We start from the raw sequence: 17,179 nt of genomic DNA, 5'->3' as shown, positions 1-17,179 counted from the left end.
ACTCCCGCTTGCGCGTTCGTTTGGTCGTCAAATCCAATCCCAGATTAGCTTGTCTCATGCCCAAATCGTCGCAGTCGACGGCATATTTGGCAACTCAATTCCTGCATGATTTATGCAGACCTTCCCTAGGCGATTGTGTCGCCCTGGACAAAGACGGATTCGTGCTGACAGGCGCCGATACCGGCGACGCGTGGAAAGCGGAGCGCCCGCCGCATGACCTGGAGACGAGCCGGCCCGGCATCTTCGCAGCCGGCGATGCCCGTAGCCGTTCGGTGAAGCGCGTGGCGGCGGCGGTCGGCGAAGGCTCGGCGGCCATTCAGGCGATTCATCAGTATCTTGCACGGGGTGGCTGACACTTGGCGGCTGTTCCTGGCGACCCGCGCGGAAAAGGGCTCAATCCATATCGACGGTAAAATCGTACTAACAGACCGCCATGACGATCCCGCCGGCCAGGGACCGCAAAGAGCCTGTGCCACTCTTTTCCAATCCCCAAGCCATGCTTTCGATTTCCACCGCCGCATTAATGACGTTAGGTTGCATCATCGTGCTGGTCATGCCCGGACCGACCAACACGTTGCTCGCGAGCGCCGGGCTGCGCAGCGGCTTGCGGCGTTCGGCTCATTTGACCGGCGCCGAATTCGCCGGCTACCTCGTGTCCATTTCCGCCTGGGGACTGTTTCTCGCACACGCGGCGGCCTCGCTCACCTGGCTGCCGGCGCTGTTGCGCATTGCCAGCAGTCTGTATCTCGCCGTCCTCGCGGTGCGTATGTGGCAGACCGCGAGTGCATTCCCTTCGACGTCGCAAGGGACCATTGGTCTGCGAACGCTGTTTGTCGCCACGCTGCTCAATCCGAAAGCCATCCTGTTCGCAGGCACGATCTTTCCGGTCGTGGCGTTTCAGAGTGTGGCCGCTTATCTCGAGGCGATGACGCTTTTCACGGCCGCCCTGGTGCCGATCGGCCTCGCGTGGGTCGCGTTGGGCGCGGCGCTCGGCGGCGGCCGGCTCATGCGCATCAGTCCGGTCCATGTGCAGCGCTGCGCCTCAGTTGTGCTTGCGGCGTTTTCCTTGTCGCTGGCGTGGACGGTGGTCCATCAGGTGGTGCGGAGTTCGGGCGTGGCGTAATCGTGGCCTAATCGTGTCGTAAGCGCGGCGTATTGCTGCGCGGCTCACTCGTTCGAGGACTGATCTTTAGGCGCAGCGCCCAGAATCACCGTCCAGCCCAGGCCGCGCACATTGCGTATCACGCCTTGCCCGAATTTTTTTCGCACCGAATGGATCAGCACGTCGACGGCATTGCTCTCGATCTCCTTGCCCCAGCCATAGAGTTTGTCTTCGATCTGACTGCGCGAAAAGATCGTGCCGGGATGCTCCAGCAAGGCATGCATCAGCGCGAATTCACGCGCGGACAACACGCCCACCTTGTCGCCGAAAGTGAGCGTGCATTGGTCGAGATTCAGATTGAGCATGGCGTCGCCGAGTCGCGACACCGCGTAGCCCGCCTTGCGTCGCAACACGGCGCGAATTCGCGCCAGCAGTTCGCCGACCTCGAAGGGCTTCAGCAGATAATCGTCCGCGCCGATGTCCAGCCCTTCGATGCGCGAGTCGAGGTCGTCGCGCGCGGTCAGGATCAGCACGGGCACAGGGTTGCCCGCGGCGCGCGCCGAGCGCAGCAGTTCGATTCCCGACATGCCCGGCAAGCCGAGGTCCAGCAACACCACGGTGTATTCGGCCGCGTCCATCGACGCGCGGCCGGCGAGGCCGTCACGCACCCAATCGACGCTGTAGCTTGCGTCCTTGAGCGCGCGTATCAGGCTCTGCCCGATCTGCAGATCGTCTTCAACCAGAAGAACTCTCATAGCTCTCTCCCGTGCGGATCCAGGGCCGCGTTTCGCTCCGCCTGCGCCCGCGCCAGCGGAAAAATGACTGCCGCCACGACACCGGAGCGGCCATCGCCACGATTGCGAATCACCGCGTCGCCACCGTATTTCTGCGTGATGGACTTCACGATGGATAGACCAAGCCCGGTGCCCTCGACATCGAGATTCGCCCGGAAAAAGCGGTCGAACACGCGCGGCAACAATTCCTCTGCGATGCCCGGTCCGGTATCCGTCACTTCCACCCATATCGTCTGCCCGTCCGTGCGCATGGAGAGATCGATCGTGCCGCCATCCGGCGTGTAACGCACCGCGTTGCTCACCAGGTTCTTGACGGCAATGGCGACATCCGCGGCAGGCACAGCGGCCTTGTCGGTCACCATTTGCTCCGCGCCTATGTCGATGCTGCGTGCGGCGGCTATCGGCAGCACGTCCGCGACGGCTTCGACGACGACGCGCGAGACGTCGGTCGGCGCGATGCTCCCGCCCGACAAAGGCGCATCTGCGCGCGCGAGTCGCAACAGTTGCGCGATCAAGGCGCTGCTACGCGCGATGCCGCTTCGCAGTTCATTGAAGCGCTCCTGATTGCCGGCGACGATATGCGGTTGCAAATTATCCGCCTGCAGTTGCAACGCCGTCAGCGGGGTGCGCAATTCATGCGCGGCGTCCGCGATGAACTTGCGCTCGGCTTCGATCGACTGCGCCAGCCGCACGATCATGCGATTGATCGAATCGACGAAAGGCAGCAGTTCGGTCGGCACGCCCGCCGACGGCAGCGGCTTCAGATGCGCCGCGTCGATTTCCTGAACCTCGTTGCCGAGCTGATTCATCTTGCGAAACGACACGCGCACGATCAACAGCACCGCAGCCAGGACGAGCGGCAATAACACCAGCGTCGGCCACAAAGTGGTCAGGGCCGTTTCGCGTTCCAGTTCATCGCGCACGGATGAACGCTGCGCGATCTGGATAAGCGTCCCCTCGTCGCGCAGCGTGTAGATGCGCCATCCCTCGCCCGCGACCTGAGCCGAGGTGAAACCGCCAGGCGCGTCTTGCGGCAATTGCAGCGATGGATCTGTAGAACGCAGCGGCACCTCTGCGCCCGGCTTGCGAATCGTGATCACGATATCGCGGCTCGGCTGCGAACCACGCGAAGGAGTGGCCGGAATGGTTTCCGCCAATCCATTGCGCATGCGCACCGCCACCTGCTCCAGCCGCAAGTCGAGAAGCGCGCTCATCCCGGCGCGGCATAACTGGTACGAGCTGATGCCCTGCGCAATTGCCACGGCGCTGACCAGCAGGCCCAGTGCAATGGCAAGGTTGTTTCTCAGAGAAGGTTTCATGTGACTTCGCAAAGACAAGCCGCGCGGTTCGGCACCGCTATTTAAATGTTTGCCGGGGACCTTACGCACCGGATAGCACGCAGTTGGTTAACGCGCTCATTTTCACCTCATTTTCGTCGGCGAAGATAGCTCACATGCTGATCAACGACCGTTACGACGCTAAACCACTCATGCCTTGGGAAACCATCATGTTCGCATTACTCGAATGGCTGTTCGACATTTCGCTGGCTATTGGCAGCGCGGCGGCGACCGGCTCGATTTTCTTGCTCCTGCTGGAGCTTGGCAAAGTGTCGTACAAGCATCTGGCGCAAAACGGCCGCCTTAAAGCGGCCTGGCGCTTCAACGCAAATGCAACGAGTTGAGCAGATCAGACAGGCCCAGCCACAAAATCTGCACCCCGATGCAAAAAATCGCGAAGGCAAACAGCCGCATTGCCACCTGCGTGCCCGATGGGCCGAGAAGCCGTCCAATGTGTCCGGCGAAACGCACGCACAGATAGATGCTGATGCACAGCAGCCCTAGCGCCACCCCGACGCCGATGAAATGCACTGGCTGCAGACCCGCTCGAGGCGAACCGGTACCCAGCGCGATAGCCACGGAAATGGAACCCGGCCCCACCGTTACAGGTAAGGTCAACGGATAAAAGGCCTTGATCCGCAGCGTCGGATCCCCGCCCGTCACCTGATCCGGCTGCGAATCTTCCGTCTCGTCCCCCGACGACTGCAGCAGATTCCAACCGGCCATCGCAATGATGAGGCCGCCGGCAACGCGCAGGACCGCGATAGAAATACCGAGGAACGACAACAGATATGCGCCTATCGACAGGGATGCCAGCAGGATCACGAAGCTGTTGACCGCGATGCGCCGCGCCATCTCCGCGCGCTCGGCGGGGGTCGCATGCGGCACCATGCTCAGAATGATGAAAGCGGCGGCGGGCGGATTGATGATCGGAAACAGCGCGGCGAAAATCAACAGAACAGTTTTGGTTAGTTCGTGAAGCATGGTTAGGCGTCCGGTAGGCAGGTCACGCGCTTGCAATGGGGTTGGCCACGCATAGGAATGCGCGCAACCGGATTGTAGCTGGCCGGATACCGGGGCCGGACGCCCACAAGGCTTGATCGCGTTATAGATACTCGACGTTGCCGTCCACGCTAATCGCCTGACCGGAGATGTTGCGGCCCGCAGGCGAGGCCAGGAATAGCGTCATGGCGGCCACGTCGTGAACGGTCACCATGCGCCGCAGGGAGATCTTCTCGAGGTATTCGTTCTTCATCTGCTCGAAGCCGATTCCCAGCGCGTCGGCGCGAGCCGAAATCACGCGGTCCATGCGCGGCCCTTCCACCACGCCCGGCAGAATGGCATTGACGCGCACGTTGCTCGGTCCCAGTTCAATCGCTAACGATTTGACCAGGCCGACAATCGCCCATTTGGTGGCCGCATAGGGTGTGCGAAACGGATAACCGAGCCGTCCCGCCACCGACGCCATGGCGACGATGCAGGGATCGCGCGAAGTTTCCTTCAGCACCGGCACCGCCTTCCTCAAGAAATAGTATTGGCTATTGAGGTTCGTGGAGATGGTGCGCTCCCACTGCTCCGCTTCGATGTCTTCCACCGCGCCGGTCGGCCCCGCAATGCCCGCGTTGTTGACGAGGACGTCGAGACCGCCGAGTTTATCGAGAGCGTCTTCGATGACGCGGTCCACCTGTGCACGGTCCGCGACGTCGGCGATACCTACATGCAGTTGCGGGCTGCCGGCTTTCGCCTTGTCCAGAGCGGTGGCGTCGACATCACAAATGTAGACGTGCGCGCCCACTTCCAGAAACGCCTGGGCGATGGCAGCGCCAATCCCCGTGGCGGCGCCCGAAATCAATACGCGCAGTCCGGCGGGTGGCGCGAGCAGGTCGATGGTCTTCATGCACATTCCTCAGGAATCCGTTATCTCGTGAATTCAATGTTCGACGTTCAGCAGCGGCTCGCCGAGACGGGGTTCACTTCCTTCCGCGCGGATCGCGCGGGCCAGCAGCGGCACGAGGAGGAGACCCAGAATCGAGGCGCCCACCACCACGGAAAATCCCGACGCGCTCTTTCCCGACGCTGTTTCTGCGAGCCCGAATAGATACGGCCCGACAAAGCCGCCAATCAGTCCAATGGTATTGATAAACGCGAGTCCCGCGGCCGCCTGGATGCCATGCAGCCGCTTCATGGCGATAGCCCAATACAACGGTAGCACGCCGCCCGCAAAGAAAGCCGTGACGACAAACAATCCGAGTTGCGCCAGCAAAACTGTCGACGAAATAAACATGATTGCGCTGACAATCAGGCCCGCCGTCAGCACGCCGAGATAAACACAATCATTGGTCACGCGGCGATGAATGCGCGGCAGGATCAACACGCCAAGCAGAAAACCGATCCCCACGCTGCTCGACAACACGCCCACCATTAGCGGCGACTTGACATGCATCTGCTGGATCATCGCCGGGGTGAAGAACACGAGTCCGACAAACGCAACCTGATTCAGAAAGTAGATCAACCCGATCAGCACAGTAGCCGGACGCTTCAACGCGGCCAGCCAGTCCTGCGAAAAGAAACCCGCGTGCGCCGCATCTGGCACGGCGCGCGCTTCGAGAATGCGCGCCTCGGCGCCGCTCAGCCAGCGCGCGTTAGTCGGCCTTTCGGGCAATGCGAACCACAGGACCACGCCGACAAAAATAGTTGGCAGTCCTTCCAGAAGAAACAGCCATTGCCAACCGTGCAGACCGGCGAAACCATCCATCTGCATGAACGCGCCGCCAAGCGGATTGCCGATCACCAGCGCAAGCGCCGGCGCGGTATAAATCCAGCCCACCGCCACCGACCGATCCTTCGGCGCGAACCACAGCGTCACCATATACATCAGCGCCGGAAACAGGCCCGCTTCGGCGATGCCGAGCAATACGCGCACCGTGTAGAACGACCATTCGCCTTGTACGAACATCATCGCCGCGGAGAGTGCGCCCCACGTCACCGCGATACGCGCAATCCAGCGGCGCGGTCCAACGCGGTGCGCCGCAAGATTGCTCGGCACTTCCAGCAAGGCATAACCCAAGAAGAATATGCCCGCGCCAAGCCCATAGGCGGCGGCGCTGATGCCCAGATCGGCGGCAAGCCGCGCTTTCGCCAGGGACACATTAGTACGATCCAGATACGACATGAAATAGATCGCGCACATAAGCGGAATTAACCGCAGCATCGCCTTACGCGTCGCCATGCGATGTAGTTCGTTACCGCCGCCACCATTTTCTGGGGTCGCCATGATGTCTCCTCCGGGGATAGTTCATCGTTATTCTTCTTGGACTCGTTGGGCGGCGTCGTCTCTTACGCCGGCTCTCTATCTACCGCATGCATCTGCTGCTCAAACAAAATTCAAACGAAGCTCACAAATTGACCTTGTCCGCGCCTTTCAAACCGAGGATTTGCCGCGCTTCAGCCGGCGTGGCGATCTCGAATGAAAGCTCTTCCAGGATGCGGCGAATTTTTCGTACCTGCTGGGCATTCGTTTCGGCCTTGACACCCTTCGCAAGAAACACGCTGTCTTCCAGACCAACCCGCACGTTGCCGCCCATGATCGCGCCCATCGTCACGAACGCCATCTGATGACGGCCCGCACCGAGAATGGAAAAGTGATAGTTTTCGCGGCCAAAAAGACGGTCTGCCGTGGCGCGCATGACGGTCATGTTCTCCGGTTCCGCGCCGATGCCGCCAAGAATGCCGAACACCGACTGAATGAAAAACGGCGGCTTGATCAGGCCTTGATCCACGAAATGCGCGAGGTTGTACAGGTGACCGACGTCATAGCATTCGAATTCGAAGCGCGTGCCGTGCTCGCCCAGTTCGAGCAGGATGCTTTTGATGTCCTTGAAGGTATTGCGAAAGATCGTATCTTCCATGCCCTCGACAAAGTCCTTCTCCCAATCGTGGCGCCATGACGAAATCTTCGCGGCGATCGGGTGAATCGAGAAATTCATCGAGCCCATGTTCAGCGAACACATCTCCGGCTTCGCGAGGCGAGGATAGGCAAGCCGGTCCGCGAGCGTCATCTTGGTGCTGCCGCCGGTGGTGATGTTGATGACCGCATCGGTGGCCGCGGCGATCGCCGGTACGAACTGCCTGAATACCTCGGGCGAGGGCGTGGGCCGGCCGTCGGCGGGGTCGCGCGCATGCAGATGGAGAATCGCGGCGCCGGCTTCGGCCGCTTCGATCGATTGCGCCGCGATCTGCGCCGGCGTCAGCGGCAGATACTCGGACATCGACGGCGTATGCGTGGCGCCCGTAACCGCGCACGAAATGATGACTTTGCGATTGAGCAAGCGTGTCTCCGGAATCATTGGCTGGCCAGTCGATGGACCGGCCTGTGTGAACCTGTTGTGATATCGATGTTAGTGGGATACGATGCCGCTCGTAAGGTCATTTTCGGACAGTCGGATGTGCGTACAGGACATTCTGGAGTGAAGCGATGTCGTCGAAATTGCCATTGCTGAACGAGCGCATTTACGCGCCCTACAAGATCGCCGCGCTGGTCGAGGTGCTGGGCGAACAGGGCATTGCGGCAGAAGACAGCCTGAAAGGCAGCGGCGTGGAGGTCGACAAGATCTACGATGCGGCGGCCTTGACCTCGGTCCGGCAATACGTCGCGATCTGCCGCAACGCGATCCTGCTGTCGTGCAGTCCGGCCACGCCGTTTATCGTCGGTTCACGGTTGCATCTCTCCGCTTACGGGATGTATGGCTATGCGCTGATGTCCTGTCTCTCCCTGCGTGACTATTTCCGGCTCGGCGTGAAATATCACCGCCTCGCGACACCCACGCTCACCATCGAATGGACCGAGTACGCTGGCGAGGGCATCTGGACCTTTCCCGATGCGTTCATCTCCGGTCATTCGCGCGAACTGAGCCAGTTCCTGCTCGAACAGCAATTCACGCAGCACGTCACCCATCTTCAGGACGTAGCCGGCCATACGTGTCCGCCCACCAAGGCGTGCTTCACCTATCCGGCGCCTGCTCACGCGAATGTCTATGCCGAATTCCTTGGTTGTCCTTGCTATTTCGATCAGCCGCAGTGCGAGCTGCATTACGACAGCGGCATCCTCGAGCAAAAGCCGCAGTTGGCACACCGGCTTACCGCAACACTGCTGCAGGAAACCTGCGACCGCCTGATTGGCCAGGCAAAAACCTCAGTCGGCGTTTCTGGCGAGGTGTACCAGGTGTTGATGCGCAAGCCCGGCGAGTTTCCGGGCATGGAAGTCGTCGCGGACGCGTTGAAGATGACGAGCCGAACCTTGCGGCGGCGTCTTGAGTCTGAAGGCACCTCGTTTGTGGCAATCGTCGACGACGTGCGCAGCTCGTTGGCAACCGAGTATCTGAAGACCACCAGCATGAGCACGGATGACATCGCCATGCTGCTGGGCTTTAGCGACCCCGCGAATTTTCGCCGGGCGCTTAAACGATGGACGGGGAAGGGACCGGGTGAGTTACGTCGCTAAATAAAGTATGTCGCACCTGATATCGCAGAGCGCCAAACGATGAGAAATTATTACCTTAAAAGTTGCATGTCATCTGCCATCTGGCAATTTCGACCTGTTCGTAATAGCAACCATGCCCCTGCTCCCAGGGTGCACCCCAGCGGAGCCCCATACAGTTGCCACCGCCCACTGTGATTGCCGCGAGGCCCATGCTAAAGTCCACTCCGACATCTGCAGCCCGACGCAGCGCGGGCAAGACCATAGGCCGGCGCCTTGCGCCCTCTGCTGACCAATGACTGGGGAAATTAGTATGCAAACGCTTGGCGGAACGCGTCTCGCCCGACTCTTCAACGAACGACAAAACGAGTTGCTTGGCGCATGGGTCACGCAGCAGTACGCGATCACCTCGCGGCGCGGCGGCATATCCGAAGCACAGTTGCGTAATCAGTTCGCGCAGTTCGTCGATCTCGTCTGCAGCGCATTGACCGCGTCCGACCAGGTCGACTTCAAGACGGCGACATGGGACGAAGTGCGGATTTTCCTCGCCGACGTTTCTGAGCAACGGGCGCGGCAAGGTTTTTCGCCGGTGGAAACCGCGATGTTCGTGTTTTCGCTCAAGGAGCCCCTGTTCGCGCGCCTGCGCGCTGAGCTGACGGCCGACCTCGCCCACCTTGCCGAACTTACCTGGACCATCAGCACGCTCCTCGATGCGATGGGCCTGTACACCACGGAAGTGTTCCAGAGCAGCCGCGAGCAGGTCATCGTGCGCCAACAGCAGGAATTACTCGAACTGTCCACGCCGGTGGTGCAGTTGTGGGACGGCATCCTGGCACTGCCGCTGATCGGCACGCTCGATTCCGCCCGCACCCAGGTGGTGATGGAAAGCCTGCTGCAGAAGATTGTCGAGACCGGCGCGGCCATCGCGATCATCGACATCACCGGCGTGCCCACGGTCGATACGCTGGTTGCCCAGCATCTGCTCAAGACCGTGGCCGCCGCGCGGCTCATGGGCGCGGATTGCGTCATCAGCGGAATTCGTCCGCAGATTGCCCAGACCATCGTGCACCTTGGCGTGAATCTGCAGAATGTCGTCACCAAGGCCACGCTCGCCGATGCGTTCATCGTGGCATTGAAGCGAACCGGCAAGTCGGTGTCCGTGGGAGCATCCGCGGCCGAAGCGCCGGGCGCACCTGTTCCGTTGCGCGGTAACCAGTTCGCCGGCGACTGACGCCGGCTCACGCGGATTCAACGGACCCGACAATGGAACGCATTCCAATTCTGCGGATGGGCAAACTGCTGCTTGTCACCATCCAGGTTGACATGCACGATCGCCTCGCCATGCAGTTGCAGGACGACCTGACGAGCCGGATCGTCAAAGACCGCGCCAATGGCGTGCTCATCGATATCTCCTCGCTCGACGTAGTGGACTCGTTCATCGGCCGCATGATCGGCGACACCGCCGCGATGGCGCGCGTGCTCGATGCGGAAACGGTGGTGGTCGGCATGCAGCCGTCCGTCGCCATCACGCTGGTCGAACTCGGACTGGCGCTGCCTGGTGTGCGCACTGCCCTGAACGTCGAAAAGGGTATGGCGTTGCTGACCGGCGCGGCGCCGCTTTGAACGCGATTCCTGGCCACTCAGCCGAAGGCGCCGCCTTGTCCTCCTCGCTCAGTCCAGACAAATCGACAGGCCCGACCGGGCCGGACGGCCAGCCACCCGACGAGATCATGTCGATCCGCTCGGATGAGCAGATCGTGCGGCTACGGCGCTTCGTGCGCGAAAAGGCCGTCGCTCAGGGCCTTTCGCTCATCGATCAGACGAAATTCGTCACCGCGGCCAGCGAACTCGCCCGCAATACGCTCATCTACGGCGGAGGCGGCGACGTACACTTGTACACGGTGCGGCGCAACGGCCGCGTTGGCCTGAGACTCGAGTTCGTCGACAACGGTCCGGGCATTGCCGATATTTCCAGAGCGCTGGCCGACGGCTACACCAGCGGCAACGGCCTGGGCCTGGGCCTCGGCGGTGCCAAGCGGCTATGCGACGAATTTGAAATCCGCTCGGTGCTGGGCGAAGGTACTCATATTTCTGTGACCAAATGGAAGCCATTCTGAACGTACTGAGCGTCACGCAGCGTCGCTTTGAAATTGGCGATCCGAGCTCAGTATCGTTTGCGCGGCGCGGCATCAGCGATCTGGCCTACGGCGTCGGCTTCAGCGATGCAGTGATCGGCAAGCTGGCCATTGTCGTGACCGAATGCGCGACCAATCAGCTCAAACACGCGCAACGCGGCGAATTGCTGGTGCGCACCCTTACGCGCGACGTGACGGCGACAGCCGCGCAATCGGTCGGCTATGGCATCGAACTGCTGGCAATCGACAAAGGCCCCGGCATCCACGATCTGCATGCCTGCTTCGTCGATGGCTATACGACGGCCGGCAGCCCCGGCAACGGTATGGGCGCCATTCAGCGGCTGAGCGATGAACTCGACGTCTGGAGCATGCCGGGCCTCGGCACGATACTGCGTGTCGTGGTCTGGGCCGAAGCCGAAACACGCGTGCCGTCCTGCGCTGCGGACGATCAAGGGCCCATTTTCTACGGCGCGATCAATCTGCCGCTGCAAGGCGAGACGCTATGCGGCGACGCCTGGACGTGCGGCTACGCGGACGGCGAATTCGTGGTGCTGCTCGCCGACGGCCTCGGGCACGGTCCACTCGCCCATACCGCCGCGGCCGCCGCGACGGACACGTTCGCGCGACTCGGTACGTCGAACGTGGTGGAAATCGTCGAGGCGTCGCACGAAGCCCTGCGGCCGACACGCGGCGCGGCGCTCGGCGTCGCCAGCATTCCCGCGCACGATACCGAGGACGGCAGCATCCGCAGCGCGCGCTTTTGTGGCGTCGGCAACATCGCGGCGGGCGTCTGGACACCTGCCGGTCAGCGGCATCTCGTATCGCATGCCGGCATTGTCGGTCATCAGTTGCGCAAGGCACAGGAGTTTCAGGTCAACTGGCCGCATGACGGCATCCTGATTCTTCACTCCGACGGCTTGGCGACACGCTGGGATCTGAGCAAGTATCCGGGCCTCGCGCACCGGCATCCCACCCTGATTGCCGCAGCGCTCTATCGCGACTTCGTGCGGGGCCGTGACGACGTCACCGTGTTTGTCGCACGCGCGAGGCGCGCGGGGGACGCATGACGGCCGAGCCCCTGCAAGTCGTACCGCTCGATGGCGAACTCTCCGTGGTCGCCGCGCGCCGACGCGCCCGTGAGCTCAGCGAAGCATTCGCTTTCAGCCAGCATGACCAGATCCGCATTGCCACCTCCGTGCTCGAAGTCGCGCGCGTGGTGTTCCTTGCGACATCCGGCGGGCGCGCCGAGTTTCTACTCGATAGAGCGACCAAGCCGACGAGCCTGCTGATCCGTTTCGTGGCGCCCGCCACCGCGTTGACCCGCCTGACGGAACAACCCGCGCGTGCGGCCGGCATCGATATCGACGCCGGCGAGATTGGCGGTCCGCTTGGCTTGCTCGCAGCGCAACGTCTTATGGACTCCTGTTCAATTGAAGACGTTGCGGGCGACGCCATCATCACCCTGGCAAAGCGCCTTCCGCCGCAAACGCCGCTGGCGAGCGCGCAGGTCGCCGCCGTGCTGGCGCGCGACACCGTGCTGCCGAACGCGGGAAATTCCTTCGACGAAATGCAGCGGCAAAGCCACGAGCTGACCGTCGCGCTCGACGAATTGCAGGAACGCCAGGAAGAACTGGTCCGGCTCACACGCGAACTCGAAGACACCAATCGCGGCGTGGTGGCGCTTTATGCAGAACTGGACGAGCGCGCCGAACATCTGCGCCGGGCCGACGACGCCAAGTCGCGCTTTCTGTCGAACATGAGCCATGAATTCCGCTCGCCGCTGTATTCGATCCGCGCGCTGTCTAACCTGTTGATCGCTCGCACGGATGGCGAGCTGACCGACGAACAGGCCAAACAGGTGCGCTTTATCCGCAAAGCAGCCGACGAGCTCTCGGAAACGGTCGACGACCTGCTCGATCTCGCCAAGATCGAGATACGCCCAAGCGAGTTCGAAGTTGCCGATCTGTTCTCCGCACTGCGCGGAATGCTGCGGCCGTTGCTGCCGGCGGCTGACGTCGACCTGGTATTCGAGCGCTGCGACGCCATTCCGCCGGTCTACACCGACGAAGGCAAGGTTTCGCAGATTCTCCGCAATCTGATTTCCAATGCGCTAAAGTTCACCGAGAAGGGCGAGGTCCGGGTCCGCGCGCAATACGACGCCAGCCAGCAGATACTGACGTTTCTGGTCTCGGACACGGGAATCGGCATTGCGCCCGAGCATCAGCAAAGCATCTTCGAGGAATTCGAACAGGTCGAAAACCGTTTGCAGACCTTTGTAAAGGGAACCGGGCTGGGATTGCCGCTGTGCAGCAAGCTGTGCAAGCTGTTGGGCGGAACGGTTGGCCTCGAAAGCGAACCGGGCAAAGGCTCGACATTCTCGGCAATGATTCAGGCCCATTTGCCGCGGCTGGCGACCGATGCACCAGTGGCCGCGCCGCAACCCTCGGCGCGCGACGCCCACGGCGACATGGTGCTGCTCGTCTCCACCAGCCTCGACGACCGGGTGCGATACGAGGCGTCGCTGCACAACACGCGTTATCGGCCCGCCACGGCGGCGACTGTGCGCGAGGCGAAGTCGGTGCTGGCCGTAGCGGCCGCGTTCGCGGTGGTGCTCGACATGCAGGCGGGACGCGAAGAATGCTGGAACTGGCTTGCCGAGCTTCGTCGTGAAGAAGCGGTCTCGCGGCTTGGCGAACGCGGCTCGCTCGAAGACACGGACCCGCGCCAGCAACGGATGCCGGTCATTGTTTTAAGCGATACCGACCAGGGCGAGCGGGCGCATTCTATGGGCGCCGACGCCTTTTTCATCAAGCCACTCTCGGGTAACGCATTGCTCACCTCGCTGGATGCGATGCTGAGCGCCACTTGAACCGAAGCACGGACACGAACTTCCATGAGCGACGCGACCGCCAATTTAATACTAAACGTTGACGACAACGACGGCGCCCGCTATGCGAAGAGTCGTATCCTGTCGCGCGCCGGCTTTGTGGTAATCGAAGCCGCCAACGGCACTGAGGCCCTCGAGCACGCCCGCACCTCGATGCCCGACCTGGTGTTGCTCGACGTCAAGCTGCCGGACATCAACGGCTTCGAAGTGTGCCGGATGATCAAGGCCACCCCGGAAACCGCCGGCATTCTGGTGTTGCAGACCTCCGCGGCAGCCGTGCAAAGCATCGACCGCATCAGGGGTCTCGACGGCGGCGCGGATAGCTATCTGATCGAGCCCATCGAACCCGCCGAACTGATCGCGCACGTGCGCGCGCTGCTGCGCGTGCGCCGCGCGGAAGGCGCGCTGCTTGAAAGCGAAGAACGCTTCCGGCAGATGGCGGAAAACATCGACGACGTATTCTGGATGCTCGATCCGGCGACGAATCAATTGCTCTATGTAAGCCCCGCGTATCGTCGCTTGTGGGGCGATGTGGCGCCTTCACCCGTGCCCGCCGCTGGCCACTGGGCCGGCTGTATTCATGCCGACGACGAAGCCGCGGTCGAGACGGCCTATCGGGCGCTCGCCAGCGGCACGCCGTATGAGATCGAATACCGGATCGTGCGTCCGGACGGCAATATTCGCTGGGTCGCCGAGCGTGCTTTTACGGTGCGCGATACGCGGAACCGCATCTATCGGCTGGCGGGGATCGTCAACGACATCTCCGAGCGCAAAGCCAACGAGATGGCGCTGCGCGACGCGGATCGCCGCAAAGACGAGTTTCTCGCCATGCTGGCGCATGAACTGCGCAATCCACTCGCGCCGATCCGCAATGCGATTGAATTGCTCGACCCGAGCCGTGCCCCGGTTGCTAAGGATTTCGAAACAATGCGCGCGGTGATCGGGCGTCAGGTACGCCATCTGAGCCGTCTGGTCGACGATCTGCTCGATGTCGCGCGCATCACGCAAGGCAAGATCACGCTGCGGCAGGAGAACGTGAGTTTGGCCGCGGCAATCGAAGCCGCGATCGAAACGGTTGCGCCCGCGCTCAACAAAAAGGCGCACACACTCAGGACCGAGATGCCGGATGATTCGCTTTACGTCATCGGCGATGGGGTGCGGATTGCGCAGGTGCTCGGCAACATTCTGTCGAACGCCGTGAAATATACGCCGCAAGGCGGTGAGATTGTGATCGACGTGCGCGAGGCCGGCGACGCTGTCCAGATTGCCGTGCGCGATAACGGCGTGGGCATGAGTGTCGAGACCATTCCGGTCATCTTCGATCTGTTCGTGCAATCGCAGAACTCGCTCGAACGCTCCGAAGGCGGACTTGGAATCGGCCTGCCGCTGGCGCGCACGCTGGTCGAACTGCATGGCGGTCAGATCAGCGCATTCTCGGAGGGCCCAGGTCACGGTAGTGAATTTATTGTGTCTTTGCCCATCTCGCGAGCGGCGCAGGTCACCGGGCCCGCGCCTCTGGCAGCCTCGGCCACCGCGACGACCCGCAACCTCGAAGCGCCGCTACGCGTGCTCTTGGTGGACGACAGCGTCGACGCGGCAACCTTGCTCTCCATGGTTCTCGAAGCGGATGGCTACGACGTGCGCGTCGCACACGAAGCCACCCGGGCCCTCGAAATCGCCGCGGAATTCACCCCCGAAATCGTCCTGCTCGATCTCGGCCTGCCCGGCATGGACGGCTTTCAACTGGCGCAGGCCATGCGCAAGCTGGCCTGCACCGCCAACTCGCTGCTCATCGCCGTGACCGGCTACGGCCAGGCCGCCGACCGCCTGCGGTCGCAGGAAGCCGGTTTCGACCATCATCTGGTGAAGCCGGTTGCGGCGGAAGAGATCCAGCGAGTGATCGAGACTCGCTTTCCTGGCCAGGCAAAACCAATTGACAATAAATAGATGACCGGTTATCTTGCTACGCAACGAATCGAATTGAATTGAGCAAAGATGCCAAGACCGGCCAATCCTGAAGTGCGTTCACGACTGCTGTCCGTTGGCCGTGACGTGGTGCTCGGCCGTGGTTTTAACGGTTGCGGCGTGCAAGACATCACCGAAGCGGCCGGCGTACCCAAGGGGTCGTTCTACAACTACTTCGAGAGCAAAGAGTCGTTTGCGGCGGATATTCTCGAGGACTACTGGCAGTCAATCGAAGATCGCCACGGCCCCATTCTGTATGACGCACGCGTCAAACCGCTGGCGCGTATCACGAAGTTCTTTCGCGGCCTGACGCACGATCATGGCGAGGCGAATTTCGCCTTTGGATGTCTGATCGGCAACCTCTCGCTGGAATTGTCCAATGGCAGCGAAGTCACCCGGTCGAAACTTTCTGCTGTGCTGAACCGCTGGGAAAGCGCGCTGTCGGCCTGTCTGCGTGAAGCGCAGGAGCGCAAGGAACTGGGCGGCAAACAGCACGCTGATGAACTGGCGCAGATCCTGATCGAAGCGTATGAAGGCGCGGTGATGCGCTGCAAGGTCGAACAAAGCGGGAATGCGCTTGATCGTTTCGAGAAGAAGGTACTGCCCCGATTGCTCGTTTGATTTTTTTTTGCTCTTTTTATAAAGCGACTGGTCATATATTTTCATTCGGATGATCAATACCCGTAGCAGCCAAGGTTTCCCATGCAGGTTCTTCAATGAGAGGGTGTCATGAGTCACGAAAGCCAGGCAGTGCAAGAGAAAGCAAATCCTTACGCCAATCCAGCTAATCCAGCGCTGCCGGAAACGGGTTTCAAACTGGACCGCTCGAAGGCGGCGCTGGTGGTGATCGATCCGCAAAACGACTTTCTGAGTCCGTCAGGCGCGAGTTGGTCCGTGTTCGGCGAGAGCATCACCGAAAACAATACGGTTGCGAATCTGGGCCAATTGTTCAGGATTTCGAAAGAAACTGGCATTACGGTCGCGGTATCGCCTCACTACTACTATCCCTGCGACCATGAGTGGCACTTCGGCGGCCCGCTGGAAAAGGTGATGCACAACATCTGCATGTTCGACCGCAAAGGACCCAACACGCTGGAAGGTTTTGAGGGATCGGGCGCGGATTTTCTGGAAGAGTACAAGCCCTATATCCTCGACGGCAAGACGATCATCGCTTCGCCGCACAAGATCTACGGACCGGAGACGAACGATCTGGCACTGCAACTTCGCAAGAAAGGCGTGTCGCAGATTATCCTGGCTGGCATGGCGGCGAATCTGTGCATCGAGTCGCATCTGCGTGAGCTGATCGAACAGGGATTCGAAGTGGCGGTGGTGCGCGATGCGACCGCAGGTCCACGTCTACCGGATGGCGACGGTTATCTTGCCGCCATCATCAACTTTCGCTTTCTAGCGCATGCGCTGTGGACTACTGAGCAAACCGTGCGGGAACTCAAAGGCTGATATTGGTCGCGACTGCTGCACGATC

At 61.3% G+C, this 17,179-nt stretch carries 17 protein-coding genes and 1 pseudogene; 12 read left to right on the top strand and 6 right to left on the bottom strand.

Annotation, left to right across the window (positions count from 1 at the left end):
- A pseudogene (locus FQ755_RS38355) lies at positions 1–353 on the top strand (hypothetical protein); the annotation flags it as partial.
- 143 nt (positions 354–496) lie between these two features.
- Entirely contained in the window at positions 497–1,123 is a 627-nt protein-coding gene (locus FQ755_RS27500; protein ID WP_144158240.1) for a LysE family translocator, read from the top strand.
- 44 nt (positions 1,124–1,167) lie between these two features.
- Here FQ755_RS27500 and FQ755_RS27495 read toward each other — a convergent pair whose 3' ends face one another.
- Together FQ755_RS27495 and FQ755_RS27490 are read right to left on the bottom strand one after the other, a co-directional pair.
- Positions 1,168–1,857, bottom strand: a complete 690-nt coding sequence (locus FQ755_RS27495; protein ID WP_144158229.1) for a response regulator transcription factor — start codon at positions 1,855–1,857, stop codon at positions 1,168–1,170.
- Positions 1,854–3,215 carry a sensor histidine kinase gene (locus FQ755_RS27490; RefSeq protein WP_144158227.1) on the bottom strand — a complete coding sequence of 454 codons (1,362 nt, stop codon included), beginning with the start codon at positions 3,213–3,215 and terminating at the stop codon, positions 1,854–1,856. Before FQ755_RS27490 ends, FQ755_RS27495 begins: the two co-directional genes overlap by 4 nt.
- Positions 3,216–3,349: 134 nt before the next feature.
- Here FQ755_RS27490 and FQ755_RS27485 point away from each other — a divergent pair, with 134 nt between their 5' ends.
- Positions 3,350–3,577: a hypothetical protein gene (locus FQ755_RS27485; RefSeq protein ID WP_144158225.1), complete on the top strand. Its 228-nt coding sequence runs from the start codon at positions 3,350–3,352 to the stop codon at positions 3,575–3,577.
- Here the strand turns inward: FQ755_RS27485 and FQ755_RS27480 are convergent.
- The 4 genes from FQ755_RS27480 to FQ755_RS27465 form a co-directional block, all read right to left on the bottom strand.
- Positions 3,555–4,217 carry a MarC family protein gene (locus FQ755_RS27480; RefSeq protein WP_144158223.1) on the bottom strand — a complete coding sequence of 221 codons (663 nt, stop codon included), beginning with the start codon at positions 4,215–4,217 and terminating at the stop codon, positions 3,555–3,557. The genes FQ755_RS27485 and FQ755_RS27480 overlap by 23 nt on opposite strands.
- A gap of 121 nt (positions 4,218–4,338) precedes the next feature.
- On the bottom strand, positions 4,339–5,130 hold the full coding sequence (locus tag FQ755_RS27475; RefSeq protein ID WP_144158221.1) for an SDR family oxidoreductase: 792 nt from the start codon (positions 5,128–5,130) through the stop codon (positions 4,339–4,341).
- Positions 5,131–5,163: 33 nt separating this feature from the next.
- Positions 5,164–6,507 (bottom strand): MFS transporter, encoded by a 1,344-nt coding sequence (locus FQ755_RS27470; RefSeq protein ID WP_144158219.1) that lies wholly within the window; start codon positions 6,505–6,507, stop codon positions 5,164–5,166.
- 121 nt (positions 6,508–6,628) lie between these two features.
- The gene (locus tag FQ755_RS27465; protein WP_409937734.1) at positions 6,629–7,561 is read right to left on the bottom strand and encodes a 3-keto-5-aminohexanoate cleavage protein; all 933 of its coding nucleotides are present in this window, start codon (positions 7,559–7,561) and stop codon (positions 6,629–6,631) included.
- A 146-nt stretch (positions 7,562–7,707) separates the two neighbouring features.
- Here FQ755_RS27465 and FQ755_RS27460 point away from each other — a divergent pair, with 146 nt between their 5' ends.
- From FQ755_RS27460 to FQ755_RS27420, 9 genes are all read left to right on the top strand, one after another.
- On the top strand, positions 7,708–8,733 hold the full coding sequence (locus tag FQ755_RS27460) for an AraC family transcriptional regulator (RefSeq protein ID WP_144158215.1): 1,026 nt from the start codon (positions 7,708–7,710) through the stop codon (positions 8,731–8,733).
- A gap of 289 nt (positions 8,734–9,022) precedes the next feature.
- Positions 9,023–9,940 carry an STAS domain-containing protein gene (locus FQ755_RS27455; RefSeq protein ID WP_144158213.1) on the top strand — a complete coding sequence of 306 codons (918 nt, stop codon included), beginning with the start codon at positions 9,023–9,025 and terminating at the stop codon, positions 9,938–9,940.
- Between the two features lie 32 nt (positions 9,941–9,972).
- Complete coding sequence (locus tag FQ755_RS27450) at positions 9,973–10,332, top strand: STAS domain-containing protein (protein ID WP_144158211.1); 360 nt, start codon at positions 9,973–9,975, stop codon at positions 10,330–10,332.
- 107 nt (positions 10,333–10,439) lie between these two features.
- Positions 10,440–10,826: an anti-sigma regulatory factor gene (locus FQ755_RS27445; protein ID WP_144158238.1), complete on the top strand. Its 387-nt coding sequence runs from the start codon at positions 10,440–10,442 to the stop codon at positions 10,824–10,826.
- Entirely contained in the window at positions 10,811–11,911 is a 1,101-nt protein-coding gene (locus FQ755_RS27440) for an ATP-binding protein (RefSeq protein WP_144158208.1), read from the top strand. The genes FQ755_RS27445 and FQ755_RS27440 overlap by 16 nt, the downstream gene beginning before the upstream one ends.
- On the top strand, positions 11,908–13,713 hold the full coding sequence (locus FQ755_RS27435) for an ATP-binding protein (protein WP_144158206.1): 1,806 nt from the start codon (positions 11,908–11,910) through the stop codon (positions 13,711–13,713). Before FQ755_RS27440 ends, FQ755_RS27435 begins: the two co-directional genes overlap by 4 nt.
- 24 nt (positions 13,714–13,737) lie before the next feature.
- Complete coding sequence (locus FQ755_RS27430) at positions 13,738–15,678, top strand: response regulator (RefSeq protein WP_144158204.1); 1,941 nt, start codon at positions 13,738–13,740, stop codon at positions 15,676–15,678.
- 48 nt (positions 15,679–15,726) lie between these two features.
- Positions 15,727–16,317: a TetR/AcrR family transcriptional regulator gene (locus tag FQ755_RS27425; RefSeq protein ID WP_144158202.1), complete on the top strand. Its 591-nt coding sequence runs from the start codon at positions 15,727–15,729 to the stop codon at positions 16,315–16,317.
- A gap of 108 nt (positions 16,318–16,425) precedes the next feature.
- Complete coding sequence (locus FQ755_RS27420) at positions 16,426–17,154, top strand: cysteine hydrolase family protein (RefSeq protein WP_144158200.1); 729 nt, start codon at positions 16,426–16,428, stop codon at positions 17,152–17,154.
- Positions 17,155–17,179 lie beyond the last annotated feature (25 nt).

The sequence above is a fragment of the Paraburkholderia sp. BCC1885 genome (assembly GCF_900996235.1).
Classification (GTDB): Bacteria; Pseudomonadota; Gammaproteobacteria; order Burkholderiales; family Burkholderiaceae; genus Paraburkholderia.
The sequence above is the reverse complement of the archived record's forward strand: the minus strand, read 5'-3'. Positions and strand labels throughout refer to the sequence as shown.